This window comes from Bacillus swezeyi, assembly GCF_030908325.1.
Classification (GTDB): Bacteria; Bacillota; Bacilli; order Bacillales; family Bacillaceae; genus Bacillus; species Bacillus swezeyi.
In genome coordinates, this window is sequence record NZ_CP133085.1 from 866,160 (window position 1) to 891,089 (window position 24,930).

At 45.7% G+C, this 24,930-nt stretch carries 20 protein-coding genes and 3 pseudogenes; 17 read left to right on the forward strand and 6 right to left on the reverse strand.

Features of this window, described 5'->3' with window-relative positions:
* Positions 1–13 precede the first annotated feature (13 nt).
* Entirely contained in the window at positions 14–1,282 is a 1,269-nt protein-coding gene (gene purD / locus RBH91_RS04040) for a phosphoribosylamine--glycine ligase (RefSeq protein WP_307893557.1), read from the forward strand.
* 150 nt (positions 1,283–1,432) lie between these two features.
* Here purD and RBH91_RS04045 read toward each other — a convergent pair whose 3' ends face one another.
* Entirely contained in the window at positions 1,433–1,717 is a 285-nt protein-coding gene (locus tag RBH91_RS04045; protein ID WP_307893558.1) for a hypothetical protein, read from the reverse strand.
* Between the two features lie 15 nt (positions 1,718–1,732).
* On the opposite strand from RBH91_RS04045, the pseudogene RBH91_RS22760 reads away from it, so the two are divergent.
* Positions 1,733–2,065, forward strand: a pseudogene (locus tag RBH91_RS22760) (cytochrome P450); the annotation flags it as partial.
* 25 nt (positions 2,066–2,090) lie between these two features.
* Here RBH91_RS22760 and RBH91_RS04055 read toward each other — a convergent pair.
* Positions 2,091–2,318: a YgaP family membrane protein gene (locus RBH91_RS04055; RefSeq protein ID WP_076763767.1), complete on the reverse strand. Its 228-nt coding sequence runs from the start codon at positions 2,316–2,318 to the stop codon at positions 2,091–2,093.
* Between the two features lie 124 nt (positions 2,319–2,442).
* Here RBH91_RS04055 and RBH91_RS04060 point away from each other — a divergent pair, with 124 nt between their 5' ends.
* The 7 genes from RBH91_RS04060 (at position 2,443) to RBH91_RS04090 (ending at position 11,892) form a co-directional block, all read left to right on the forward strand.
* Entirely contained in the window at positions 2,443–4,182 is a 1,740-nt protein-coding gene (locus RBH91_RS04060) for an adenine deaminase C-terminal domain-containing protein (RefSeq protein ID WP_076763769.1), read from the forward strand.
* Positions 4,183–4,207: 25 nt separating this feature from the next.
* On the forward strand, positions 4,208–5,197 hold the full coding sequence (locus RBH91_RS04065) for a DUF3048 domain-containing protein (protein ID WP_307893559.1): 990 nt from the start codon (positions 4,208–4,210) through the stop codon (positions 5,195–5,197).
* A 2-nt stretch (positions 5,198–5,199) separates the two neighbouring features.
* On the forward strand, positions 5,200–5,511 hold the full coding sequence (locus RBH91_RS04070; RefSeq protein WP_148958388.1) for a YerC/YecD family TrpR-related protein: 312 nt from the start codon (positions 5,200–5,202) through the stop codon (positions 5,509–5,511).
* Positions 5,512–5,682: 171 nt separating this feature from the next.
* Complete coding sequence (locus tag RBH91_RS04075; RefSeq protein WP_307893560.1) at positions 5,683–6,369, forward strand: heptaprenylglyceryl phosphate synthase; 687 nt, start codon at positions 5,683–5,685, stop codon at positions 6,367–6,369.
* A gap of 60 nt (positions 6,370–6,429) precedes the next feature.
* Complete coding sequence (pcrA, locus tag RBH91_RS04080) at positions 6,430–8,649, forward strand: DNA helicase PcrA (RefSeq protein ID WP_307893561.1); 2,220 nt, start codon at positions 6,430–6,432, stop codon at positions 8,647–8,649.
* Between the two features lie 33 nt (positions 8,650–8,682).
* Positions 8,683–10,686, forward strand: coding sequence for an NAD-dependent DNA ligase LigA (gene ligA / locus RBH91_RS04085; RefSeq protein ID WP_307893562.1), 2,004 nt, complete (start codon positions 8,683–8,685; stop codon positions 10,684–10,686).
* A 15-nt stretch (positions 10,687–10,701) separates the two neighbouring features.
* The gene (locus tag RBH91_RS04090) at positions 10,702–11,892 is read left to right on the forward strand and encodes a CamS family sex pheromone protein (protein ID WP_076763555.1); all 1,191 of its coding nucleotides are present in this window, start codon (positions 10,702–10,704) and stop codon (positions 11,890–11,892) included.
* A 49-nt stretch (positions 11,893–11,941) separates the two neighbouring features.
* Here the strand turns inward: RBH91_RS04090 and RBH91_RS04095 are convergent, their stop codons facing one another.
* Positions 11,942–12,640, reverse strand: coding sequence for an MgtC/SapB family protein (locus tag RBH91_RS04095; protein WP_307893563.1), 699 nt, complete (start codon positions 12,638–12,640; stop codon positions 11,942–11,944).
* A 90-nt stretch (positions 12,641–12,730) separates the two neighbouring features.
* Between RBH91_RS04095 and RBH91_RS04100 the strand changes: the two genes are divergently transcribed.
* Positions 12,731–12,937 (forward strand): DUF3951 domain-containing protein, encoded by a 207-nt coding sequence (locus RBH91_RS04100; RefSeq protein ID WP_307893564.1) that lies wholly within the window; start codon positions 12,731–12,733, stop codon positions 12,935–12,937.
* Positions 12,938–12,987: 50 nt separating this feature from the next.
* On the opposite strand, the gene putP is transcribed toward RBH91_RS04100, so the two are convergent.
* On the reverse strand, positions 12,988–14,469 hold the full coding sequence (gene putP, locus RBH91_RS04105) for a sodium/proline symporter PutP (RefSeq protein ID WP_076763551.1): 1,482 nt from the start codon (positions 14,467–14,469) through the stop codon (positions 12,988–12,990).
* Between the two features lie 445 nt (positions 14,470–14,914).
* On the opposite strand from putP, the gene gatC reads away from it, so the two are divergent.
* The 3 genes from gatC to gatB are packed head-to-tail and all read left to right on the forward strand — an operon-like array spanning position 14,915 to position 18,129.
* Positions 14,915–15,205: an Asp-tRNA(Asn)/Glu-tRNA(Gln) amidotransferase subunit GatC gene (gene gatC / locus RBH91_RS04110; protein WP_076763550.1), complete on the forward strand. Its 291-nt coding sequence runs from the start codon at positions 14,915–14,917 to the stop codon at positions 15,203–15,205.
* A 22-nt stretch (positions 15,206–15,227) separates the two neighbouring features.
* Positions 15,228–16,685, forward strand: coding sequence for an Asp-tRNA(Asn)/Glu-tRNA(Gln) amidotransferase subunit GatA (gatA, locus tag RBH91_RS04115; RefSeq protein WP_076763548.1), 1,458 nt, complete (start codon positions 15,228–15,230; stop codon positions 16,683–16,685).
* Between the two features lie 13 nt (positions 16,686–16,698).
* Positions 16,699–18,129, forward strand: coding sequence for an Asp-tRNA(Asn)/Glu-tRNA(Gln) amidotransferase subunit GatB (gene gatB / locus RBH91_RS04120; RefSeq protein ID WP_076763546.1), 1,431 nt, complete (start codon positions 16,699–16,701; stop codon positions 18,127–18,129).
* Positions 18,130–18,179: 50 nt separating this feature from the next.
* On the opposite strand, the pseudogene RBH91_RS04125 reads toward gatB, so the two are convergent.
* Positions 18,180–18,481, reverse strand: a pseudogene (locus RBH91_RS04125) (glycosyl hydrolase); the annotation flags it as partial.
* Between the two features lie 71 nt (positions 18,482–18,552).
* On the opposite strand from RBH91_RS04125, the gene RBH91_RS04130 reads away from it, so the two are divergent.
* The gene (locus RBH91_RS04130) at positions 18,553–19,599 is read left to right on the forward strand and encodes a 2,3-butanediol dehydrogenase (RefSeq protein ID WP_307893565.1); all 1,047 of its coding nucleotides are present in this window, start codon (positions 18,553–18,555) and stop codon (positions 19,597–19,599) included.
* Positions 19,600–19,673: 74 nt separating this feature from the next.
* Here RBH91_RS04130 and RBH91_RS04135 read toward each other — a convergent pair whose 3' ends face one another.
* Entirely contained in the window at positions 19,674–20,522 is an 849-nt protein-coding gene (locus RBH91_RS04135; RefSeq protein ID WP_307893566.1) for a TetR/AcrR family transcriptional regulator, read from the reverse strand.
* A gap of 147 nt (positions 20,523–20,669) precedes the next feature.
* On the opposite strand from RBH91_RS04135, the gene RBH91_RS04140 reads away from it, so the two are divergent.
* The 3 genes and pseudogenes from RBH91_RS04140 to RBH91_RS04150 form a co-directional block, all read left to right on the forward strand.
* Positions 20,670–23,816: an efflux RND transporter permease subunit gene (locus RBH91_RS04140; protein WP_307893567.1), complete on the forward strand. Its 3,147-nt coding sequence runs from the start codon at positions 20,670–20,672 to the stop codon at positions 23,814–23,816.
* Positions 23,817–24,218: 402 nt separating this feature from the next.
* Positions 24,219–24,425, forward strand: coding sequence for a hypothetical protein (locus RBH91_RS04145; RefSeq protein ID WP_307893568.1), 207 nt, complete (start codon positions 24,219–24,221; stop codon positions 24,423–24,425).
* 141 nt (positions 24,426–24,566) lie between these two features.
* A pseudogene (locus RBH91_RS04150) lies at positions 24,567–24,882 on the forward strand (transposase); the annotation flags it as partial.
* Between the last annotated feature and the right edge of the window lie 48 nt (positions 24,883–24,930).

The following is a 24,930-nucleotide window of genomic DNA, read 5'->3' on the forward strand; positions in this document are numbered from 1 at the left end:
GGGAGGAAGCAGCGTGAATGTATTGATTATCGGTAGAGGCGGAAGAGAGCACACACTCGCCTGGAAAGCGGCGCAAAGCCCTCTAGTCGAAACGGTTTATGCAGCCCCGGGAAATGACGGAATGACCGGAACTGCCGCACTCGTTGATCTTGATGAAGGAGATCACAAGGGACTTCTCGCTTTCGCAAAGGAAAACAATATCGGGCTGACGATCGTCGGTCCTGAGGTTCCTTTGATCGAAGGCCTTGTTGATAAGTTTGAAAAAGCGGGCCTTCCGGTGTTCGGACCATCGGAAAAAGCCGCAGTGATTGAAGGAAGCAAGCAGTTTGCAAAAGATTTGATGAAAAAATATCAAATTCCGACAGCGGAATATGAAACATTTACGTCTTTTGAAAAAGCAAAAGCTTATGTTGAGGATAAAGGCGCACCGATCGTCATCAAAGCGGATGGGCTTGCGGCCGGAAAAGGTGTCACAGTCGCGATGACAGAGAAAGATGCGATTCAGTGTCTGCACGACTTTTTGGAAGACGAAAAGTTTGGCGAAGCAAGCGCATCTGTCGTCATAGAAGAATTTTTAAGCGGAGAGGAATTTTCGCTGATGGCGTTCGTTAAAGGCGAAAAAGTATATCCGATGGTGATCGCGCAGGACCATAAGCGGGCATTTGACGGAGACAAAGGTCCGAATACAGGGGGAATGGGCGCATATTCACCGGTGCCGCAGATTTCCGATGCGGTCGTTCAAGATGCCGTCAAAACGATTTTAGAACCCGCCGCCCAAGCGATGGTCAAAGAAGGCCGTTCATTTACGGGGGTCTTATATGCGGGCTTAATGCTGACGGAAAAAGGTACAAAAGTGATCGAGTTTAACGCCAGATTCGGCGATCCGGAAACACAAGTCGTGCTCCCGCGTCTTGAATCAGATCTTGTTCAAGTGATGCTTGACTTGCTGGAAGGACGCGAAGTCGAGCTCAAGTGGAAGGATACAGCAGCAGTCACCGTTGTGCTGGCGTCTGAAGGCTATCCTGAAAGCTATGAAAAAGGCACGCCGATCGGTTTATTAGAACCTGTTCAAGAACAGACCGTCGTCTTTCACGCAGGAACGAAAAAAAGCGACGGGCAGTTTGTGACGAACGGCGGCCGCGTCGTCAATGTCACAGCATTTGCAGACACGTTTGAAGCCGCGAGAAAAACTGCTTACAAAGCGGTGAGCGAAGTCGCAAAACCGGGCCTTTTTTACCGGACCGATATTGGTGCAAGGGCTTTGAAGGCCGCGCAGAAATAGTGAAAAGCATAAAGAGACAAAATGGGCGCTTCCCATTTTGTCTTTTTAGTGTTTTTGAATGATGTTGATCAGGGCTTCTGCCATGAATTCAGGAGGGATAAGGCATTCCGTTTTCAAGCCACCATGCTGCTGTGCCTGCATAGGCGGAAATCACGAATTGCCGAGGCCCCTATTGTCAACTTCATCGGGCGCGGCTTTTTTGATGCCTGACAAAAAGCTGTCATTCCCAAAATCATTAAGCAAACCCTTAATATTCAACTCATATCTTTTGTTGATGATGATCGTAAAATCATGGGCGTTCTTTTGCAAATGAAGATAGATTCGCAGCAGATACCAGTATGCCTCAGGCTTTTCCTCATTACGATCAATGTCAAGCGGTGAAAAAATATCTTCTTTCATCGTTTCAAACATGTCGCTCATATTTTGGTGCAGCAAATCATATTTATCTTGAGGATCAGAGGGGCGAATTTGAAAAAAGGAGAGGGTGTTATTGCTTTTCTTGCTTCAGCCAACCGGGATGAATCCAAATTAGAAAGGGCGCATGAATTTGATATTCATCGCCATCCGAATCCGCATATCGGAATTTGGACACGGTATCCACTTCTGTTTAGGCGTCCCGCTTGCACGGCTGGAAGCTAAAATCGCGCTGACTGCGCTTTTGAAGCAATATTCTTCTATAGAAAAGGTCTCGATCACGCCGATGGCCAACAGCAGCTGTACGGTCTGAAACATTTCCGCCTCCGCGTGAAACCTGCTGAAAAAGCATTATTGTTCAAACCGTGAAAAAAGCACCCCTTTGGGTGCTTTTTTACGATTGTTCGTCTGACTGCGCCTGCTTCATATACGTTTGGCAAACATAAGTCATGGGGCAAAACCTTAAAATGCCCGAAGCGGCTTTCATCGCGCCCATAAACATGCAGAAAAACGTCATTCTGCACCACGGCTTTCTCGTCAACTTCGCCGTCGCCGCGGACAGGATCGTCAGCCCGCAGGCGATGCGGAAAACAGCGTCAAACAGCCCGATGTTTTGCTTCATATTGATTCCTCCGATTTAAATAATTAAATAAAGTGTTTTTTCGAAAAATTGTAACGTGTTGGTAATGCGTGACTATATTAAATGTGTTAACATGGGATCATTACATGTAAAGGAGAGTATGTGAATGTTCGAACGCACCTTAAATTGGAAAAACAAGCACATCAGATCGCAAGTTGATGTTGTAAGTTCAAGGCTGCTGCCAACGCTCCTTTTACGAAATGCATCCGTACTAAACCCGTACTTAAAGCAATGGGTCCGCGCAAACGTATGGATTCATCATGACAGAATCGTGTATGTCGGCCGTGATTTGCCTAAATCGGCTGTTAAAACTACAATAGATTGTGAAGGGAAATACATTGTACCCGGGTATATTGAGCCGCATGTGCATCCTTTTCAAATTTATAATCCCCAAACATTGGCTGAATATGTGTCACAGTTTGGAACAACGACATTCGTGAATGACAACCTGTTTCTGCTTTTGCACTGCGGAAAAAAGAAAGCGTTTTCTATATTGGAGGAACTGAAAAAACAGCCTGTTCACTACTATTGGTGGTCAAGGTATGACTTGCAGACAGAGGTCTTAAATGAGGATCAGATTTTATCCATTGACTACCGAAAACACTGGGGCGAACATCCTGATGTTATACAGGGAGGAGAAATGACAAGCTGGCCGCGCCTTTTGGACGGCGATGATTTGCTTCTGCATTGCATGCAATGTACAAAAAGAAGACGGAAGCGGATAGAAGGCCATTTTCCGGGCGCTTCGGAAAAAACGCTTACAAAAATGAAGCTTTTCGGCGCTGACGCCGATCATGAAGCCATGACCGGAAAGGAAGTGCTGAAACGGCTTGAACTGGGGTACTATGCCGGTTTAAGGCATTCTTCCATACGCCCTGATTTGCGAAAGATTTTGCGCGAGCTTCATGAAGAAGGCTTTCGCCATTATGATCATATGTTTTATACAACGGACGGCGCCACGCCGAATTTCTATAAGGAAGGCATGACAAACCAGCTGATTGCGATAGCGCTTGAAGAGGGAGTCCCTGCGGTTGACGCCTATAATATGGCCGCGTTTAATATCGCTAAATATTATCATATGGAAGACATTCTCGGTGTTGTCGCACCGGGCAGATATGCGACGCTCAATATTTTGGAGAGCCCTGAAAATCCGAACCCTGTGACAGTTTTGGCGAAAGGCCGGATTTTGAAATCGGACGGCATTGATATGAAGACGTTTTCAGAACCCGATTGGCAAAAAGGGGGTCTTGTCCCTCTGAACCTTTCATATGATCTAACGATGGATGACTTGCAGTTTTCTATGCCGCTCGGCTTGAAAATGAGGAATTCAGTCATTATGGAACCTTATACCATTGAGATCGACAACTCTGTGGATCAGCTGTCCTTTGAACATGATGAAAGCTATCTTTCTCTGTTTGACAAGTATGGGAAATGGCGGGTCAATACGATGCTGAAAGGATTTGCGCCCCGTGTGCAAGGGTTTGTCAGCTCTTATTCAACAACGGGGGATATTGTGGCGATCGGAAAAAACAAGGAAGACATGCTGCTGGCCTTCAAACGAATGAAAGAAATCGGAGGGGGAATCGTATTAGCCGAAAACGGGAAAATACTGTATGAAATTCCTCTTCATTTAAGCGGCGGCGCATCAAATGAGACGTATGAGACGGTGCTTGAAAGGGAAGAAAAGTTGAAAGGACTTCTTTTTGAAAGAGGATATACGTTCAGCGACCCTATCTACACCCTTCTCTTTTTGCAAAGCACTCATCTTCCTTATATCAGGGTGACGCCGAAAGGGATCTTTGATGTCATGAAAAAAACTGTACTCTTTCCATCGATAATGCGTTAAAATATAAAAGAGCGGGAGCTAATGTATGTTTAATCGATATGTAAGAGTGCTGCTGTGTTTTGCCTGTGTATTGCTGTTAGCATCATGCCAGCAGCAGGAAAAACAGGAAGCCGGGCAGAAAATATATCCGCTGACAGGAATGAAAGCGGAAAAAGACATTCGGCAGCGGCCGCTGGCTGTTGTGGTGAACAATCATCCAAAAGCTAGGCCGCAGTCAGGGCTAAGCAAAGCCGATATTGTCATTGAGGCCCTTAGTGAAGGCGCGATTACCAGATTTGTGGCGATTTTTCAAAGCGAAATGCCTAAAGCGGCGGGACCTGTCAGAAGCGCGCGGGAATATTTCATTGATTTGGCTCGTGGTTTTGACGCCATCCTGGTGCATCACGGCTGGAGTCCAGGTGCAAAAAGCCGGCTTGAAAACGGTGATGCCGATTATGTCAATGGATTGGATTATGACGGCAGTCTGTTTTGGAGAGCTGATTTTCGAAAGGCGCCGCATAATTCGTACACTTCATTTGAAAACGTCAAGCAGGCAGCCGCTGAAAAGGGATATGCCCTTGAGACCCGCACAGATCCGCTCACTTTTAAAGAAAGTCCTGAAGAGCCTTCAGAGACGCTTTATTCCATCCGGTTAGATTATGGAACAAAATCCGTTACAAACCGTGTCGAATATGGTTATGATAAGAAGGTTAAAGGCTATGTGAGAAAGTCAGCCGGCGTTTTGACAACAGACCTTGAAACAGAAGAACCGGTTATTCTTCAAAATATTGTAATAGCGGAAGCCGAACATCAAATGAAAGATGCGTACGGGAGAAGGGATATTGACCTTCGTTCAGGCGGAAAAGGGCTGCTTCTGCAAAACGGGGAAGTCCGTCAGATCAATTGGAAGAACGAAAACGGCCGGATCATACCAGTTGCGGATGGAAAAAGCGTTCCATTCGTGCCGGGAAAAACGTGGATCAATATCATTCCCGATCTCAGCAAGGTTTCTATTAGCAAAGGAGAAGGTGTGTAACGATGCAGATCGATAAATTGCGCGGGAGAGAGCTGGATCAGCTTTTTCAATCCATTCTATCATTAAAAGATCTCGAAGAATGCTATCGTTTTTTCGATGATTTATGTACAATAAATGAAATTCAGTCACTGGCTCAGCGGCTCGAAGTGGCCAGGATGCTTCGCGACGGCAACACGTACCATAAAATCGAAACGGAAACCGGAGCGAGCACGGCGACCATTTCCAGGGTAAAGCGCTGCCTGAATTACGGAAATGACGCTTATACACTGGCACTGGACCGTGTAAAAGAAAAAGAATCTGAATCATCTTCGTGATGTTCACTGTACCGCCTGGCTTTAAAAGCTTTAGGCGGTTTTTTTATGGCCGTAAACTTTTGCCTCCGCTGCCTGCATTATCCCTCATTCTTTATTCGTTATCCGTTTTTCCAAAGAGAATGAATTTGTTATAATATTTAAATGGTAAGAACGATTGGAGGAGCTTTTTTCATGTACGATATTACCGAGTGGAAGCATGTCTTTAAACTCGATCCCAATAAAGAGATAACGGATGATCAGCTTGAACAGCTGTGCGAATCAGGAACAGATGCGATATTGATCGGCGGAAGCGACGGTGTCACAGAAGATGACGTGCTTCGGCTGATGTCAAAAGTTCGCCGTTTTTTGGTTCCTTGCATCCTTGAGGTCTCAACGATTGATGCGATCGTGCCGGGTTTTGACCTTTATTTTATCCCGACCGTATTAAACAGCAATGATCCCGACTGGATTGTCGGTTTACATAAAGAGGCGATGAAAGAGTACGGCGAGCTGATGTCGCCCGAGGAGATCGTTGTCGAAGGGTACTGCATTTTAAATGCAGACTGCAAGGCGGCAGCATTGACAAATGCCGATGCGGGGCTTGACCTTGAAGACGTTAAAGCATACGCGCGAATGGCTGAGCATCTTTTCCGCCTGCCGATCTTTTATCTGGAATACAGCGGCAGGCTCGGGGATGCAGAGATCTTGAAGGAAACGAAAGCTGTTTTGAATGATACGACATTATTTTACGGCGGCGGCATTCAAGATTCTGCAACAGCAGTGAAGATGGCCGAGCATGCCGATGTGATCGTGGTCGGAAATGCGATTTATGAAAACTTCGGACAAGCGCTGAAAACGGTGAAGGCTGTAAAAGAATGAGCGAAATAAACCGGAATGGTTTATAATAGAACATATGTTTGAATGGGCGGTGAATCAATTTTGAATTATATTAGCGATCAATTATTAAACGGATTAAATAAAGTTCAGCAGGATGCAGTCAGGAAAACGGACGGGCCGCTTTTGATCATGGCGGGAGCCGGAAGCGGAAAAACACGGGTGCTGACCCATCGAATCGCCTATTTGATGGCGGAGAAGCGTGTCGCCCCGTGGAATATTTTGGCGATTACATTTACAAACAAAGCGGCCAGAGAAATGAAAGAGCGTGTTGAAAGCATCCTTGGGCCGGGAGCGGATGACATTTGGATTTCGACGTTCCACAGCATGTGTGTGAGGATTTTGCGGAGAGACATCGACCGAATCGGAATCAGCCGCAACTTCTCGATTCTTGATACATCAGATCAGCTTTCCGTCATTAAAGGCATCTTAAAGGAAAGAAACATCGATCCGAAAAAATTCGATCCCCGGAGCATTCTCGGCTCGATCAGCGGTGCGAAAAATGAACTGATCGACCCTGAAGAATACGAGAAAACGGCGGGCGGTTTCTTTGAACAGGTGGCAAGCGACGTCTATAAAGACTATCAAAAAAAGCTGCAAAAAAATCAGTCGCTCGATTTTGATGACTTGATCATGACGACGATCCGTCTGTTCGACAGGGTACCGGAAGTGCTCGAATACTATCAGCGGAAGTTTCAATACATCCATGTCGATGAGTATCAAGATACAAACAGAGCGCAGTATTTGCTCGTCAAAAAATTGGCGCAGCGATTCCAAAACATCTGCGTCGTCGGGGATTCTGACCAGTCGATTTACAGATGGCGCGGAGCGGACATTGCGAACATTCTTTCTTTTGAAAAAGACTATCCGAATGCCAGCGTCGTTCTGCTTGAACAAAACTACAGATCGACGAAGCGGATTTTGAATGCGGCCAATGAAGTCATTCAGAACAACTCGAACAGAAAGCCGAAAAACCTTTGGACTCAAAATGATGAAGGGGCAAAAATCGCTTCCTACAGAGGAGACAACGAATTTGGCGAAGGCCAATTTGTCGCGGGCAAAATCAGGGAGCTCATCGCTTCGGGAAAACGCTCGCTTTCAGATATTGCGATTTTATACCGGACAAACGCGCAGTCCCGTGTCATTGAGGAAACGTTGATGAAAGCGAACATCAACTATAATATCGTCGGCGGCACGAAGTTCTACGACAGAAAAGAAATTAAAGACATTCTCGCATATTTGCGCCTTGTCGCAAATCCCGATGATGATATCAGCTTTGCAAGGATCGTGAATGTGCCGAAGCGCGGCGTCGGTGCGACTTCTGTCGATAAGATCGCCGCATATGCTGACATGAATGGACTGCCGATGTTTGAAGCGCTCGGACAGGTTGATTTTATCGGGCTCAGTGCAAAAGCAGCCAATGCGCTTGACGGGTTCAGACAGATGGTTGAAAACTTGACGAATATGCAGGAGTACTTATCCGTCACAGAGCTGACAGAAGAAATTCTTGAAAAGACCGAATACCGCGAAATGCTGAAAGCGGAAAAATCGCTTGAGGCACAGAGCCGTCTTGAAAATATTGACGAGTTTCTGTCCGTGACGAAAAACTTTGAGCAGCAAAGCGAAGACAAATCGCTTGTCGCGTTTTTGACAGATCTTGCGCTGATCGCAGATATCGATCAGCTTGATCAGAAGGAAGAGGAGTCCGGACATAAGGACACCGTCACCTTAATGACGCTTCATGCTGCAAAAGGGCTTGAATTTCCTGTCGTTTTCCTGATGGGGCTTGAAGAAGGGGTCTTCCCCCACAGCCGCTCCCTGATGGAGGAAGCGGAAATGGAAGAGGAGCGGAGGCTTGCGTATGTCGGCATTACGAGGGCCGAGGAAGAGCTCTATTTAACAAACGCCAAAATGCGGACATTGTTTGGCAGAACGAATATGAATCCGGAATCAAGATTTATTGCAGAAATACCGGAAGAATTATTGGACAATCTAAATGAGAAGAAGAAGGATCTGAAAAGTCCGTTCGGAAGGAAGCCGGAGCCGAGGGGGCCTGTTGCAAGACCAGCCGCATCCTACAGCAAAACGGGCGGAGACGGAATCGGCTGGGCCGTCGGTGATAAGGCCTCCCATAAAAAATGGGGTGTCGGAACGGTCGTCAGCGTAAAAGGAGCCGGTGAATCAACTGAGCTTGACATCGCCTTCCCGAGCCCGATCGGAGTGAAGCGTCTTCTCGCGGCCTTTGCGCCAATTGAAAAGCAATAATGGCAAAAGACCTGAAATGAAAGGACGAAATCAATGGAAAAAGAAACAGCAAAACGTCGTGTGGAACAACTGCATGCACTGATTAACAAATACAACTATGAATATCACACACTTGATGACCCGAGCGTGCCAGATTCCGAATATGACAAATTGATGAAGGAGCTTATTGCCATTGAGGCGGAGCACCCTGATTTAAAAACGCCCGTCTCTCCTTCACAGCGTGTCGGCGGAGCCGTTCTGGACGCCTTTCAAAAAGTGCAGCACAAAACACCGATGCTGAGCCTCGGCAATGCGTTTAATGAGGAAGATCTGCGCGACTTTGACCGCAGGGTCCGCCAGGCGGTCGGAGACGTTGAGTATAACGTCGAATTCAAAATAGACGGTCTTGCTGTTTCATTGCGCTACGAAAACGGCGTATTTGCCAGAGGTGCGACAAGGGGCGACGGAACGACCGGCGAGGATATTACTGAGAACTTGAAGACGATCAGAAACATCCCCCTCAAGATGAAACGCGACCTTTCCATCGAGGTGCGCGGAGAAGCTTTTATGCCGAAACGCTCCTTTGAACTGCTGAACGAAGCGAGGCTTGAAAGAGAAGAAGAGCCGTTTGCAAACCCGCGAAACGCAGCTGCCGGATCATTAAGACAGCTTGATCCGAAAATTGCAGCGAAACGAAATCTTGATATTTTCGTCTACAGTATAGCTGAGCTTGACGAAATGGGTGTCGAAACGCAGAGCCAAGGGCTTGATTTTCTCGATGAACTCGGCTTCAAAACCAATCATGAACGAAAAAAATGCAGCACAATCGAAGAGGTCATTGAAATCGTTGAAGAGCTGAAGACAAAACGCACAGACCTGCCATATGAAATTGACGGGATCGTCATTAAAGTCAATTCCCTCGATCAGCAGGAAGAGCTCGGATACACGGCGAAAAGCCCGCGCTGGGCAATTGCCTACAAGTTTCCGGCTGAAGAAGTCGTTACAACGCTATTGGACATTGAATTGAGCGTCGGCCGGACGGGCGCAGTGACGCCGACGGCGATACTCGAACCCGTAAAAGTTGCGGGAACGACAGTCCAAAGAGCGTCTCTTCATAACGAAGATTTAATTAAAGAGAAAGATATTAGACTGTTTGATAAAGTCGTCATCAAAAAAGCGGGAGATATCATCCCGGAGGTTGTCAATGTGCTGGTTGAACAGCGGACGGGCGAAGAAAAAGAATTCAGCATGCCCAAGGAATGCCCGGAATGCGGAAGCGAGCTGGTCAGAATTGAGGAGGAAGTCGCGCTTCGCTGCATCAATCCTGAATGCCCTGCCCAGATCAGAGAAGGGTTGATTCATTTCGTTTCCCGCAACGCCATGAATATAGAAGGCCTCGGAGAACGCGTCATCACCCAGCTGTTCCGGGAGGATCTTGTCCACAATGTGGCTGATCTTTATAAATTGACGCGGGAGCAGCTGATCGGTCTTGAACGAATGGGTGAGAAATCGACTGACAACTTGTTGCAGTCGATTGGAAAATCGAAGGAAAATTCATTGGAACGGCTTCTTTTCGGGCTCGGCATCCGCTTTATCGGTTCAAAAGCGGCCAAAACGCTTGCCATGCATTTTGAAACGCTCGACAGGCTCAAAAAAGCAACAAAGGAAGAATTGGTTGAAGTTGATGAAATCGGTGAAAAAATGGCGGATGCCCTCGTCACATACTTTGAAAAAGAAGAGATTCTAAAACTTTTGGCTGAGCTTGAAGAGCTCGGTGTCAACACCGTTTACAAAGGCCCGAAAAAAGCAATTGCCGAAGACAGCGACTCCTATTTTGCCGGAAAAACGATTGTGCTGACCGGAAAGCTCAGCGAAATGTCGAGGAACGACGTAAAAGCTGAAATTGAAGCGCTCGGGGGAAAAATTACAGGCAGTGTAAGCAAAAAAACCGATCTTGTCATTGCCGGAGAAGCGGCAGGCAGCAAACTGGCCAAAGCTGAAGAGCTTAACATCGAGGTATGGGATGAAGCAAGGCTGATCAGTGAGCTAAAGAAATAAGAGGAGTGTTTTCTATTGAAAAAAACATTATTTTTGGCGGCTGCTGCGGGTATGCTGATGCTCTCAGCCTGTGCGCCGAATTTTGGGGGAGAAGAAGAACAAGAGATGGTTCAGAAGACGGACAAGGCCAAAGAAAAAGCCATCATCCCAAAATACAGCATCTCTGATTCTTATTATAAAATGGTTATTCCATTTAAAGCCGGAAAAGCCCGGGGCTTGACGGCGGAACGGCTGAATACGAGGCTTGACATCGATGAATTTGAAACAGGCATGATGCGCCTCGCGCAAGATTCTTTCTCTACTGACGATTATCTTTTTCAGGAAGGCCAATATTTAGATGAAGATACAATCACAAGCTGGCTGGCTCGTAAAAAAACGGGAGCAGATCTGAAGAAAGCGCAGAAAGATGATAAAGACTTTCAAAACCTCGGGCTGAACCCCGCTCTTTCAGGCAGCGGCTCAACGGAAAAGCAAAACGAGGAGAGCCCGATTTATCTCGCCCATATGCTTGAGCACGATTACCTTGTCCGCAAAGACAAAGATACGATTGAGCTGGGCGGCGTTGTGATCGGCTTGGCGCTCAACTCTGTCTACTATTACCGCGAAAAAGTCGGCGACCCGCAAAAAGAAGTGACGATCAGCGATAAAAAGCTGAAAACAGAAGGCGAAAAGATCGCACAGGAAGTGGCAAAACGCGTCCGGAACATGGATGATCTGAAGAATATTCCGCTGACGATCGTCCTGTACAAGCAGGCGCCAAAATCATCGATCGTGCCTGGAAACTTCATTGCCAAAACAGAAGTCAAAGCAGGCTCAAGCGAGGTCGGCGGCTGGGATCATATCAATGAAGAATACACCTTCTTCCCGTCAGATAAAGGAAAGGATAAACATCCGGATGATGCGGAGCTCTTTAAACGGTTCAAAAATAAAGTCGATACGTATTTTCCAAACTATACTGGTGTTGTCGGCACAGCATTGTATAAAGACGACCAAATGCAGGAGATGAAAATAAACATTCCGATGCAGTTTTACGGAAAAAGCGAAGTCATTGCGTTTACACAGTTTCTGACCGGTGAAGTGATGGATTACTATGGAAAAAGCGAACTGAATGTAGAAATCAACATCACTTCATCAGACGGACAGGAAGCCGTCATTCTGAAAAAGCCGGGAGACAAAGAACCGACCGTTCATATTTATGATTCATAAAAGAAAAAGCAGCCTTCATCGGCTGCTTCTTTTGAATCATGCGCTGACATTAAAGCGTATCACATTTCACTCCGACGACTCCGTCGATCGCTTTAATGTCATAATAAACATCAGTCACATATCTTTTCTTATGGACCATGATTTTCGTTTCCATAATCGGAAAATCTTTATCGCGCATATCGTCGATCCGGACAGAGTGTATCCGGATGTTTTTCGCTTTCATTTCCTTGAGGATGTCGGTCATTTTATCCTTATCAGACAGGGACATGCGAATGCGGATTTCTTTTTCCTGCAAGCGGCCGGGGCCGATTTTGCCGATCATCCAGGGCAAAAACTCGACGCTGACTAATATGAAGACCAAACTGATAAATGCCTCTTTATAAAAACCCGCTCCGATTGCGACGCCGAGACCTGCCGCACCCCAGATCATAGCAGATGTTGTGAGGCCGGAAATGACATCATTGCTTTTCCTTAAAATGACGCCTGCCCCGATGAAACCGATCCCGGAAATAATTTGCGCCGGCAGCCGCAAGGGATCCATCATAATCCGGTTTGATTTCGGAAAATGATAGGCTGCATCAATGCTGACCAATGTCAACACACATGAGCTGATCGCAATGACAATGCATGTTTTCAAGCCGAGCGGCTTATTTTTTAGTTCCCTTTCGAGACCGATGACCATTCCGATTAATGTTGCGACTCCCAGCTTCATGACCGTGTCCATGTCGATATGCCAATCCATGCCCATTGATCTCCTTTCTCACACTAATTGATATGATTTTCTCACAGACATGATGGGCGGACAATATTTTTTGCGAAAAGAAGGTGATGTTTCAGTATGCTGCTGTTATTGTCTCTGCTGCTTCCGCTGTCGATATTCGCCATCATCGTGGCTTGTGCCTATAACATGTTTATCCGCAAAAAAACCATTCAAAACCACTATACTCCTTTTGATTATATTGCCGGACAAACATCAAAAGAATTCCATGAAGAAAAAAAGGAACAGGAAGCTCGCGATGATGATGAAAGCGGTGAAGGAAAATAAAAAAGCTGCCGAGGCATACAGCCCGGCAGTTTTTTGGATTTGCTATTAAATTAAGAATGTTCTTCCTCATGCGTCTGTTCCATTTCTTCAAACATATCAGATGCCTCAGAACCTGGTTTATTCGTCATCAGGCTGACAGCGACAACCACAATCAGACTCAAGAAGAATCCTGGAATCATTTCATAAACTCCGGTTGCCTCTTGAAGTCCAGTCAGAATCCAAATCAACACGGTTGCGGCTCCTGTGATCATGCCTGCTAATGCGCCCCACTGGTTCATTCGCTTCCAGTACAGGCTGAGAAGGATGGCAGGTCCAAACGCAGAACCAAACCCGGCCCAAGCATAGCCGACGAGATCCAAGATCGTGTTATTCGGGGTCAAGGACAGAAGAAGGGCGATGACGGCGACCAAAAGAACGCTCATGCGTCCGACAAAGACAAGTTCTTTATCTGTAGCTTTGCGGCGGAAAAACGTTTTGTAAAAGTCTTCGGTCATGGCGCTTGACGTCACCAAGAGCTGGGACGATACCGTACTCATGATAGCCGCAAGCAAAGCGGAAAGTAAAAATCCGGTAATCAATGGATGGAATAATACTTTAGAAAATACAATAAAGATCGTTTCAGGATCTTTCAGGGTTGCGCCTGTTTCATGGACATACGCCACTCCAATCAATCCGACAAGCAATGCGCCGATGACAGAGACGATCATCCAGCCCATCGCAATGCGTCGTGCAGGCTTCAGTTCTTTTACGGATGAAATCGCCATAAAGCGCACGATGATATGCGGCTGCCCGAAGTAGCCGAGTCCCCAGGCAAGAAATGAAATAATGCTAATGACGGTCGTTCCTTTGAAGAAATCCAACAGGCTCGGATCGATTTCTTCTATCACATTTATTGTCGGCGAGATTCCGCCTAATTGAGTAAAGGCAACGATCGGCACGAGCACTAAAGCAATAAACATAATCAAGCCTTGCACAAAGTCCGTCAGACTGACAGCTAAAAATCCTCCGAACAGCGTATATGCGATTACGACTGCAGTAGTTACTAATAAACCAATTTTATAATCGAGGCCAAACGCCGTTTCAAACAGCCGTCCTCCGGACACCATACCAGCTGACGTATAAAGTGTGAAAAACACCATGATGACAATCGCCGATGCCAGGCGCAGGATTCTTGTTGTATCATTGAACCGATTTTCAAAAAAGTCCGGAATTGTTATCGCGTCATTCGCTACTTCCGTATATGTGCGCAGACGGGGAGCGACGACTAAATAGTTCACATAAGCTCCAATCGTTAAGCCAACTGCAAGCCAGGCGCTTGAAAGTCCTGTTACATACATGGCCCCCGGGAGTCCCATCAGCATCCATCCGCTCATGTCAGACGCACCAGCCGATAAAGCCGTAACAGCAGGCCCAAGACCTCTGCCGCCGAGCATATAGTCATTCAAATTGGATGTTTTTCTGTAGGAATACCAGCCGATAAACAACATTGCGGCAAAATAAATCCCCAACGAAATAAATATTTCAACACTCACGTTTCATATCTCTCCTCTTTAACTTAATGTGGCATCACCTCTTTATGATTTTCAACAATACTGATTTTATGTGTACGAAGAATGTTGCAGGGCCTCCTCTTTAAAAGATCAAGTATTGGAATAATAAGGCGCTGCCAATTTAATCGTACTCAGTTACCTAACCTATCAAACTATTCCGAATCAATCAACCGTAAAAAGCCCATTAATTTTTGAAAAAAGGATGGGATGGTCCTGATAAGCATACTAATGAAAGCGCTTACAATTATTAATTAAAGTAAAAATATTCTGAAAATTTAGACATCCTATTTTGTCTGCTTCTTGATGTAAAATAAAATAAAACGGCGGGAGACGGGACGATGATTGCGGTTTTGTTGATTTACGAGGCTCACATTTGATATGATCAGTATTATATGACTAAGCGAGAATCATCATGGAGGTGTTTTTTATGTCGCGTATTTCTATAGAAGAAGTAAAGCATGTCGCCCATCTTGCAAGACTGGCGATTACGGACGAGGAAGCGGCTATGTTTACAGAACAGCTGGACAGCATTATTTCCTTTGCAGAAGAGCTGAATGAAGTCGATACAGAGAATGTTAAACCAACAACGCACGTATTGCAAATGAAGAATATCATGAGGGAAGATGTCCCTGATCAAGGTCTTCCGGTTGAGGACGTTGTCAAAAACGCGCCTGACCATAAGGACGGCTATATCCGCGTGCCGTCAATTTTGGACTAAATAAAGGAGGGAACGAGAGAACATGTCGCTGTTTGATCATAAAATATCTGAATTAAAACGTCTCATACATAATAAAGAGATCAGCATATCAGATTTAGTCGATGAATCCTATAAACGGATTCATGAAGTGGACGGAAAGGTTCAGGCCTTTTTGCAGCTTGATGAAGAAAAAGCCCGCGCTTATGCCAAGGAATTGGATGAAGCGACAGGCAGCAAAGACGAGCACGGTCTTCTTTTCGGCATGCCGATCGGAATCAAGGACAATATCGTCACAAAAGATTTACGCACAACCTGTGCGAGCAAAATATTGGAGAATTTTGATCCGATCTACGATGCAACGGTCGTTCAACGTCTTCAGGAAGCGGAAGCTGTCACGATCGGGAAGCTGAACATGGACGAATTTGCCATGGGGTCTTCCACAGAGAATTCAGGCTTACAAAAAACGAAAAATCCGTGGAATCTTGAAACCGTTCCGGGCGGATCAAGCGGAGGCTCCGCAGCGGCAGTGGCAGCCGGAGAAGTGCCGTTTTCACTCGGATCTGACACGGGAGGCTCCATTCGTCAGCCGGCTTCATTCTGCGGCGTCGTCGGCTTAAAACCTACATATGGACGAGTATCCAGATACGGTCTTGTCGCATTTGCTTCATCATTGGATCAAATCGGTCCGATCACAAAATCTGTCGAGGACAACGCCTACCTTCTGCAAGTGATTTCCGGCGTCGACAAAATGGATTCGACAAGTGCGAATGTGGACGTGCCCGACTATCTGTCCGCGTTGACAGGCGATATTAAAGGACTTAAGATCGCTGTTCCGAAAGAATACCTTGGCGAAGGTGTCGGAGAAGAAGCGAAGCAATCCGTCCTTGAAGCATTAAAAGTGCTTGAAGGCCTTGGTGCGACATGGGAAGAGGTGTCACTGCCGCACAGCAAATACGCGCTGGCCACCTATTATCTGCTTTCTTCATCTGAAGCTTCGGCAAACCTTGCCCGCTTTGACGGCATTCGTTACGGCTACCGCACCGATAATGCGGACAACTTAATCGACCTTTACAAGCAGACCCGTTCTGAAGGATTCGGAAACGAAGTCAAGCGCCGCATCATGCTCGGTACGTTCGCGCTAAGCTCAGGCTACTATGATGCTTACTATAAAAAGGCGCAGAAGGTCAGAACCTTGATCAAAAAGGACTTTGAAGACGTATTTGAAAATTATGACGTCATCATCGGACCGACAACGCCGACGCCTGCCTTTAAAATCGGCGAAAAAACGAGCGATCCGCTGACAATGTACGCCAATGACATCTTGACTATTCCTGTCAACCTTGCAGGTGTACCGGGAATCAGCGTACCGTGCGGACTTGCAAACGGCCTGCCGCTCGGCCTGCAGATCATCGGCAAACATTTTGATGAAAGCACAGTTTACCGCGTCGCCCACGCGTACGAACAGGCGACAGACCATCATAAGGCAAAACCTGAACTGTAAGGGGTGAAAAAACATGAACTTTGAAACGGTAATCGGACTTGAAGTCCACGTGGAGCTAAAAACAAAATCGAAAATTTTCTCAAGTTCTCCAACGCCATTCGGCGCTGCTGCCAATACGCAGACAAGCGTCATTGATTTGGGCTATCCCGGCGTGCTGCCTGTTTTAAATCAAGAGGCGGTCAATTTCGCGATGAAAGCGGCAATGGCGTTAAACTGCGAGATTGCGACGGAGACAAAATTCGACCGGAAAAACTATTTCTACCCTGACAATCCGAAAGCATACCAAATTTCTCAATTCGACAAACCGATCGGCGAAAACGGCTGGATCGAAATCGAAGTCGGCGGAAAGACGAAGCGCATCGGCATTACCCGCCTTCATTTGGAAGAAGATGCAGGGAAATTGACGCATACCGGTGACGGATACTCCCTTGTCGACTATAACCGTCAGGGAACGCCGCTCGTTGAAATCGTCTCCGAGCCTGACATCAGAACGCCTGAAGAGGCTTATGCCTATCTTGAAAAACTGAAATCGATTATTCAGTATACAGGCGTTTCCGACTGTAAGATGGAAGAAGGGTCGCTCCGCTGTGACGCCAATATCTCGCTCCGTCCGATCGGACAAGAGGAATTCGGCACGAAAACAGAGCTGAAAAATCTGAACTCATTTGCCTTTGTTCAAAAAGGCCTTGAGCATGAAGAAAAGCGCCAGGCGCAGGTTCTTCTGTCAGGAGGCGTCATTCAGCAGGAAACCCGCCGCTATGATGAGTCATCAAAGACGACGATTTTGATGCGGGTCAAAGAAGGTTCCGACGACTACCGCTATTTCCCTGAACCGGATCTAGTCGAGCTTTATATTGACGATGAGTGGAAACAGCGCGTCAAGGACAGCATTCCAGAGCTTCCCGACGAACGCCGCAAGCGCTACATTGAAGAGCTCGGACTGCCTGCCTATGATGCAAAGGTGCTGACGTTGACAAAGGAAATGTCAGACTTCTTTGAAGCGGCCGTTGAAAAAGGCGCCGACGCGAAGCTTGCATCAAACTGGCTGATGGGTGAAGTATCGGCTTACCTGAATGCTCAGCAAAAAGAGCTCGAAGATGTCGCGCTTACGCCTGAAGGCCTTGCCGGTTTGATTAAGCTGATTGAAAAAGGAACGATTTCATCCAAAATCGCGAAAAAAGTCTTCAAAGAATTAATCGAAAACGGCGGAGACGCAGAAAAAATCGTCAAAGAGAAAGGCCTTGTGCAAATCTCTGACGAAGGCACGCTCAGGAAGCTTGTCACAGAAGCGCTCGACAACAATCCTCAGTCGATCGAAGACTTTAAAAACGGAAAAGACCGGGCGATCGGCTTCCTTGTCGGCCAAATCATGAAAGCTTCAAAAGGCCAGGCCAACCCGCCGATGGTCAATAAGCTTCTTCTCGAAGAGATTAATAAAAGATAATACAAAACCTTGGAGATATCGCTCTCCAAGGTTTTTTTGCTCCCGCATTTTTATTCAACGAAAGGTGTTAATGAATCGCCGTTCCATATTTCTCCTTTATTCAGCGTCCAGCTATTAGAGATGATATGCTCCCTTATTCACGACAGGGCCCCAGCTGTCATTCCAAGCTAAGAAGTAAGCGGTTTTCGGATATTTTTGTCTAATTGCATTGATAAATGAAGAGTAGTCTAAGCTGCCGTTCGTTTCTTGCGGCCCGATTTCTGTGAAGGGAAACAGATGTCAGTTGATCATACCCCTGAATCGATTCCGCGTCGGTAAAGTAAGCGTCCAATTCAACAATGTCAACGTTAGAGATATTTTTTGAATATAAAGAAAATAACGCAATAGAATGAGATCAAACGATTATTTTTAGGGGATGAGAAAATGAAAGCGCTTATATGGCATAATGCTAAAGATTTACGATTAGAAAATATCGAAGAACCACAAGCGTTAGAGGGAAAAGTCAAAGTAAAAGTAGAATGGTGCGGAATTTGCGGAAGCGATCTGCACGAATATACCGCAGGCCCTATTTTCATTCCAATTGAAACACATCCGTTAAGCGGTGATAAAGCCCCAATCGTTATGGGACATGAATTTTCCGGACAGGTCGTCGAAGTAGGAAAAGGAGTTACGACTGTTCAAGTCGGCGACCGCGTAACTGTTGAACCTATCTACGCATGCGGCGAATGTGAAGCTTGTAAACAAGGAAAGTATAACCTTTGTGATAAATTGGGATTCTTTGGTCTCGCTGGAGGCGGCGGCGGGTTTTCTGAGTATACAGCGGTACCGGCAGAAATGCTTCACAAATTGCCGGAAACGGTATCATTTGAACAAGGTGCACTTGTTGAACCGTCTGCCGTTGCCCTTCACGCTGTACGCAATAGCAAATTGAAGGTCGGTGACAAAGCGGCCGTTTTTGGGACAGGCCCTATCGGTTTACTTGTGATCGAAGCATTAAAAGCATCCGGCGCATCAGAAATTTATGCTGTCGAATTATCTGAAACCCGCCGGCAAAAAGCAGCAGAGCTTGGGGCGGTCGTCATTGATCCAAAACAGTACGACGCAGTTGGTGAAATTCAGAAACGGACAAACGGCGGTGTAGATGTGGCCTATGAAGTGACAGGTGTGCCGCCTGTTTTAAAACAAGCGATCCATACAACAAAAATGAACGGGGAAACAATGGTTGTCAGCATTTTTGAGAAAGAAGCGCCAATCCATCCTCATGATATTGTCATGAAAGAACGCACATTAACCGGAATTATTGGATACCGCGACGTTTTTTCGACTGTCATCAGTTTAATGGCTCAAGGGTATTTCCCAGCTGACAAATTGGTAACGAAGCAAATTACACTTGATGAGGTCATCGAAGAGGGTTTCAAAGGATTACTAAGAGAAAGAGACCAAGTGAAGATCTTGGTCAAAGCTGAATAAATAGGAAAACCAGATTTCTATTTTAGTAGGAATCTGGTTTTCCTTTGCCGTCGGATATGCTGCCGCCTGTTTTATCAACGATCGAGAAAGCCTGAGATGATCTGAAAAAGATGCTGAACGTTGTCCTGATGCTCCAGGTTTGAGAGCATTCCTTGGATCACCGGCTTTCGGGGGGCATCTTTATTCAGCTCTTCTTCAATCACATCGAGCGTAATCAAAATGTCTTCCGGCAGGTCGGCTTTATTTTTTATCGTTTCGATCTCCTGCAAAATGGTATGTTTATCAGCCTCACTATTGGCATCCGTGTAAAAGCTGTATGTTTGATCAGCGAGGATCGAGTGTTCCCCGCTTTGAATCATGCCATTGATCATGTCATCGATTCTTCTGATAATGAAGTCTGCAAGCTCATAAAAATCAACCTCAATCTCGTTAAAAATAAACAAGTTTTGATAGGATTGCACAATTCCCTGCACGATCACCGTCAGATCCGACAAATAAGGCTTTATGATGTCCCCGAAGGCTGCGTAAAGCGCCTCCCGATAAGTTTCATGAAATTCTTCGCCGACTTTTTTAAAATACTCCTTTATTTTGCTGTTTTCAGGTATGCTGTGTTCGCTGATCATGACGAGAATGAAATCCCTGTGTTCTTTGCTCTCGCTGAATTGATAAGCGATTTGCTCTCTGAATGTTTCTTTCGGAGGGAAGTTTTTTTGCTGGATGCTCTTCATATTTTCCATGGTTCTATCGATATAATATTTAATAATAGCGAGCAAAAGTGCGTCTTTAGACTTGAAATGCAAATAGAAAGCCCCTTTAGAGATTTGGCACTCATTGGCGATATCCTGTATGGTCGTGGAAGCAAACCCGTTTTTAGCAAATAAGCGGAGGCCGGCTTTAATGATTTTTTCTTCTTTTTCTGTCATGAAAGTACTCCTTTAAAGCATCCTTAAAATTGATTAAATTTTAACATATATAAGTTGACGCTGTTTACTTTTGAAGTTTATTATTGTATAGAATGACCAGTCAGTCAATCTGTATTCAGAAAAAGATTTATAAAAATGGAGGTCGTAATGAATTCTATCATTAATTTTGTGCTAAAGAACAAGTTCGCTGTGTGGCTGATGACGATTATTGTTACAGTTGCCGGACTTTACGCCGGTTTGAATATGAAGCAAGAATCCATTCCTGATGTGAATATGCCTTACCTGACAATTAGCACGACATATCCGGGAGCTGCCCCGAGCCAAGTGGCAGACGAGGTAACAAAGCCGATTGAACAAGCGATGCAGAATGTGGACGGAGTGAGCGTTGTCACGTCAACGTCTTATGAAAATGCATCATCGGTTATGATTGAATATGATTATGAGAAGGACATGGACAAAGCGAAAACAGAAGCGGCTGAAGCGCTGGAAAACGTCAGCCTGCCTGATAACGCGAAAGACCCGGAAATTTCTCGCTACAGCATGAATTCCTTCCCGATCCTGACGCTCAGCGTATCGAGCAGCAAAGACAATCTTCAAGAACTGACGAAAAAAGTGGAAGACGGCCTCGTACCGAAGCTTGAAGGCGTTGAAGGCGCAGCTTCAGTCCAAGTATCGGGTCAGCAGGTTGAAGAGGTTGAGTTCTCTTTCAAAGAAGACAAAATGAAAGAATACGGACTTGACGAAGATACAGTCAAGCAAGTGATTCAAGGATCTGATGTGACAACTCCGCTTGGATTGTACACATTCGGCAATGAAGAAAAATCCGTCGTGGTCAGCGGCGATATTGAAACCATCAAAGATTTGAAGAATATGAGAATTCCGGCCGCATCTGCTTCAAGTGCAAACGGTGCAGCAGCGGCACAGGGCGGACAAGCGGCACAGAGCCCGCAGGCAGCCGCACAGGCGCAGCAAAGCGCCAGCACAGAAGTGCCGACGGTCAAGCTTTCAGACATTGCAAACATGAAAGATGTCAAAAAAGCTGAATCGATTTCACGCACAAATGGAAAAGACAGCATCGGCATCAACATCATCAAAGCAAACGACGCCAATACGGTAGAGGTTGCCGACAATGTCAAAGATGTACTGAAACAATATAAAGAAGACCATAAAGGCTTTGAGTACAGCTCAACAATGGATATGGCCGAACCGATCACACAGTCGGTCGAGACAATGCTGAGCAAAGCCATTTTCGGCGCGATCTTTGCGATTGTCATTATTCTCTTATTCTTAAGAGATATTAAGTCGACATTAATTTCGATCATTTCGATTCCATTATCCCTGCTCATCGCATTGCTTGTGCTGAGCCAGCTTGATATCACATTGAATATCATGACGCTCGGCGCCATGACAGTCGCCATCGGCCGGGTTGTCGACGACTCCATCGTTGTCATCGAGAACATCTACCGCCGCATGAGGCTGAAAGATGAACCGCTGCGCGGAAAAGCCTTGGTTCGTGAAGCGACGAAAGAAATGTTCTTGCCGATCATGTCATCAACTATCGTAACGGTTGCGGTATTTCTGCCGCTCGCGCTGGTAGGCGGCCAAATCGGCGAATTGTTTATCCCGTTTGCTTTAACCATCGTATTTGCGCTTGCCGCATCCCTTGTGATTGCGATCACGCTCGTGCCGATGCTCGCGCACAGCCTGTTCAAAAAATCATTGACGGGTTCTCCGGTGAGAGGCAAAGAACATAAGCCGGGCAGACTTGCAAACTTCTATAAAAAAGTCTTGAACTGGGCGCTCAGCCATAAATGGATCACATCTCTCATCGCGGTTCTGATGCTGGTCGGAAGCTTGTTCCTTGTGCCGCTGATCGGTGCCAGCTACCTGCCTTCTGAACAAGAAAAAACGGTGCAGATCACTTATTCGCCTGAACCAGGGGAAACGAAAAAAGAAGCGGAAGAAGAAGCCGCAAAAGCTGAAAAACTTTTATTGGACCGCAAGCATGTCGATACGGTTCAGTATTCATTAGGTGCAGGAAACCCGCTGATGGGAGGAAGCTCAAACGGTGCATTGTTCTATATCAAATATGAAGAAGACACGCCTGATTTTGATAAAGAAAAAGACAATGTGCTAAAAGCCGTTAAGAAACAATCCGACCGCGGAGAATGGAAAACCCAGGACTTCAGTTCTTCAGGCAATAACAATGAATTAACCTACTATGTATACGGCGACTCAGAGAAAGATATCAAAGGCACTGTCAAAGACATTGAAAAGGTCATGAAAGATCAAAAGGATCTGAAGAATGTGAACTCAGGCCTTTCCAGCACATATGACGAGTATACATTTGTAGCTGACCAAGAGAAGCTGAGCAAACTTGGCTTAACAGCAGCTCAGATTTCTAAAGAATTAATGACAGAAACATCGCAGGCTCCTCTGACAACCGTCAAAAAAGACGGCAAAGAGCTTGATGTCAACATTAAAACCGAAAAAGACGTGTATAAGAGCGTTAAAGATTTAGAAAACAAAAAAATCACATCAGCGACAGGCCAGGAAGTCAAAATCGGTGATGTGGCAGAAGTAAAAGAAGGCACGACATCTGATACCGTTTCGAAACGCGACGGAAAAGTTTACGCCGATGTCACTGCTGAAGTCACATCAGACAATGTCACAGCCGTATCAGTTGATGTACAGAAGAAAATTGATAAACTTGACCTGCCTGACAACGTAACAATTGATACAGGCGGTGTCTCCGCAGATATCGCGGATTCCTTTACGAAGCTTGGGCTGGCGATGCTGGCCGCGATCGCGATCGTTTACCTCGTGCTCGTGATTACATTCGGCGGAGCGCTGGCGCCATTTGCGATCCTGTTCTCGCTGCCGTTTACAGTCATCGGCGCATTGGTCGGACTTTACGTATCAGGAGAAACGATCAGCCTGAACGCGATGATCGGGATGCTGATGCTGATCGGTATCGTTGTAACGAACGCAATTGTCCTCATCGACCGCGTCATCCATAAGGAAGCGGAAGGACTGTCTACGAGAGAAGCGCTTTTAGAAGCCGGCTCTACAAGACTCCGCCCGATCCTGATGACAGCCATCGCGACAATCGGCGCCTTGCTTCCATTGGCGTTCGGATTCGAAGGCGGCAGCCAGATCATCTCAAAAGGACTCGGCGTTACCGTGATCGGCGGTTTAATCAGTTCCACCCTCCTTACCCTTCTGATTGTGCCGATCGTATATGAAGTATTGGCCAAATTCCGCCGGAAAAAGCCGGGGATGGAAGAAGAGTAGGATCTAAAAAAACCACAGCTCACAATAGAATGCACCCCTTAGAATAGACATTGGAAAAACCCCTTGGTCGATCCGATAAATTCTGAGGGGTGTATTTTTTGGTATTCGAAGGAAGTTAAAAAAGAGGCTGTACGTTTTCAATATCCCCACAAAAGTCAAAGCAGTTCTTGATGGGACTGCAGGCTTTGCAACTCTTTTAAATATAATTGATAACTATACAGGAGCTGTAGAGGATGCTTGCTGCCAAGGAGCTCTTGTAGTCACAGGGAATCCAAAAGCCGCTTGACTGATATCCAAAACATTGATGATTTTCCTTTAACCTGAGACTATGGTTGGTGTCTAACAAAAATATCCTATGTTATGTTAATGAAAGATATTTTACAGCACAATTAGGAGGTAGTTATGGAATCCAAAGGAAACAGCGAACTAAGCCCTAAAGTAGTAAAGTCGCTAACCTGGATAATACCAATGGTGATTATAGGATTAATATTTCTTCTTAAAAATATTGAAAACCCTGTAACTGATGTTTTATTTTATATTGTATGTGCAGGTGTTATAATCTCAGTGCTTTTCAGCATCATTAAAGAGAAAAAAGCTAAAAGCAAATGAAGGCAGGTTTTTAACCTGGTCAGCTTGTCGACAAAGTCACAAAAAGACGCTTCATCGACAGGCTTTTTTATTAAAATGTGAGTGGAATCTAGATTTAGGAGGTTTCACCATGTTGTCCAAACACTCTCAAGATCAGCGTGAATAGCTTTTGAACTTCTCCCTGGAGACCATTTGGTTAGGAAAATAGAAGAAGCCGTGGATTTTTCATTTATTTGTGAAAAAGCAACCCCTCTTTATTCATCGAAAGGACGTCCGAGTATTGCCCCCTTTGTATTTATTAAATTGTTACGGATTTAATACGCGTTTGGACATCGCTCTATGCGTGAGACGATTAAGAGAAACCGATGTGGCCTATCGCTGGTTTATTAGTTACGGATTCTCTGAAAAAATTCCTCATTTTTCAACCTTCAGTAAAAACGATGAACATCGTTTTCATAACATCGACCTATTTTGTCAACGGTCTGAAAATCCTCAGCTCTTTATGAGCTGAGGATTTTTTTCGTTT

Bases quoted from the DNA above. Each gene is read 5' to 3' on its own strand.
- RBH91_RS04055 (WP_076763767.1), bottom strand. From the start codon at position 2,318: ATGAAGCAAAACATCGGGCTGTTTGACGCTGTTTTCCGCATCGCCTGC.
- gatA (WP_076763548.1), top strand. From the start codon at position 15,228: ATGTCGCTGTTTGATCATAAAATATCTGAATTAAAACGTCTCATACAT.
- RBH91_RS04135 (WP_307893566.1), bottom strand. From the start codon at position 20,522: ATGACAGAAAAAGAAGAAAAAATCATTAAAGCCGGCCTCCGCTTATTT.
- RBH91_RS04065 (WP_307893559.1), top strand. From the start codon at position 4,208: ATGTTTAATCGATATGTAAGAGTGCTGCTGTGTTTTGCCTGTGTATTG.
- gatC (WP_076763550.1), top strand. From the start codon at position 14,915: ATGTCGCGTATTTCTATAGAAGAAGTAAAGCATGTCGCCCATCTTGCA.
- RBH91_RS04140 (WP_307893567.1), top strand. From the start codon at position 20,670: ATGAATTCTATCATTAATTTTGTGCTAAAGAACAAGTTCGCTGTGTGG.
- RBH91_RS04100 (WP_307893564.1), top strand. From the start codon at position 12,731: ATGCTGCTGTTATTGTCTCTGCTGCTTCCGCTGTCGATATTCGCCATC.
- RBH91_RS04130 (WP_307893565.1), top strand. From the start codon at position 18,553: ATGAAAGCGCTTATATGGCATAATGCTAAAGATTTACGATTAGAAAAT.
- gatB (WP_076763546.1), top strand. From the start codon at position 16,699: ATGAACTTTGAAACGGTAATCGGACTTGAAGTCCACGTGGAGCTAAAA.
- RBH91_RS04070 (WP_148958388.1), top strand. From the start codon at position 5,200: ATGCAGATCGATAAATTGCGCGGGAGAGAGCTGGATCAGCTTTTTCAA.
- RBH91_RS04095 (WP_307893563.1), bottom strand. From the start codon at position 12,640: ATGGGCATGGATTGGCATATCGACATGGACACGGTCATGAAGCTGGGA.
- ligA (WP_307893562.1), top strand. From the start codon at position 8,683: ATGGAAAAAGAAACAGCAAAACGTCGTGTGGAACAACTGCATGCACTG.
- RBH91_RS04060 (WP_076763769.1), top strand. From the start codon at position 2,443: ATGTTCGAACGCACCTTAAATTGGAAAAACAAGCACATCAGATCGCAA.
- RBH91_RS04075 (WP_307893560.1), top strand. From the start codon at position 5,683: ATGTACGATATTACCGAGTGGAAGCATGTCTTTAAACTCGATCCCAAT.
- RBH91_RS04145 (WP_307893568.1), top strand. From the start codon at position 24,219: ATGGAATCCAAAGGAAACAGCGAACTAAGCCCTAAAGTAGTAAAGTCG.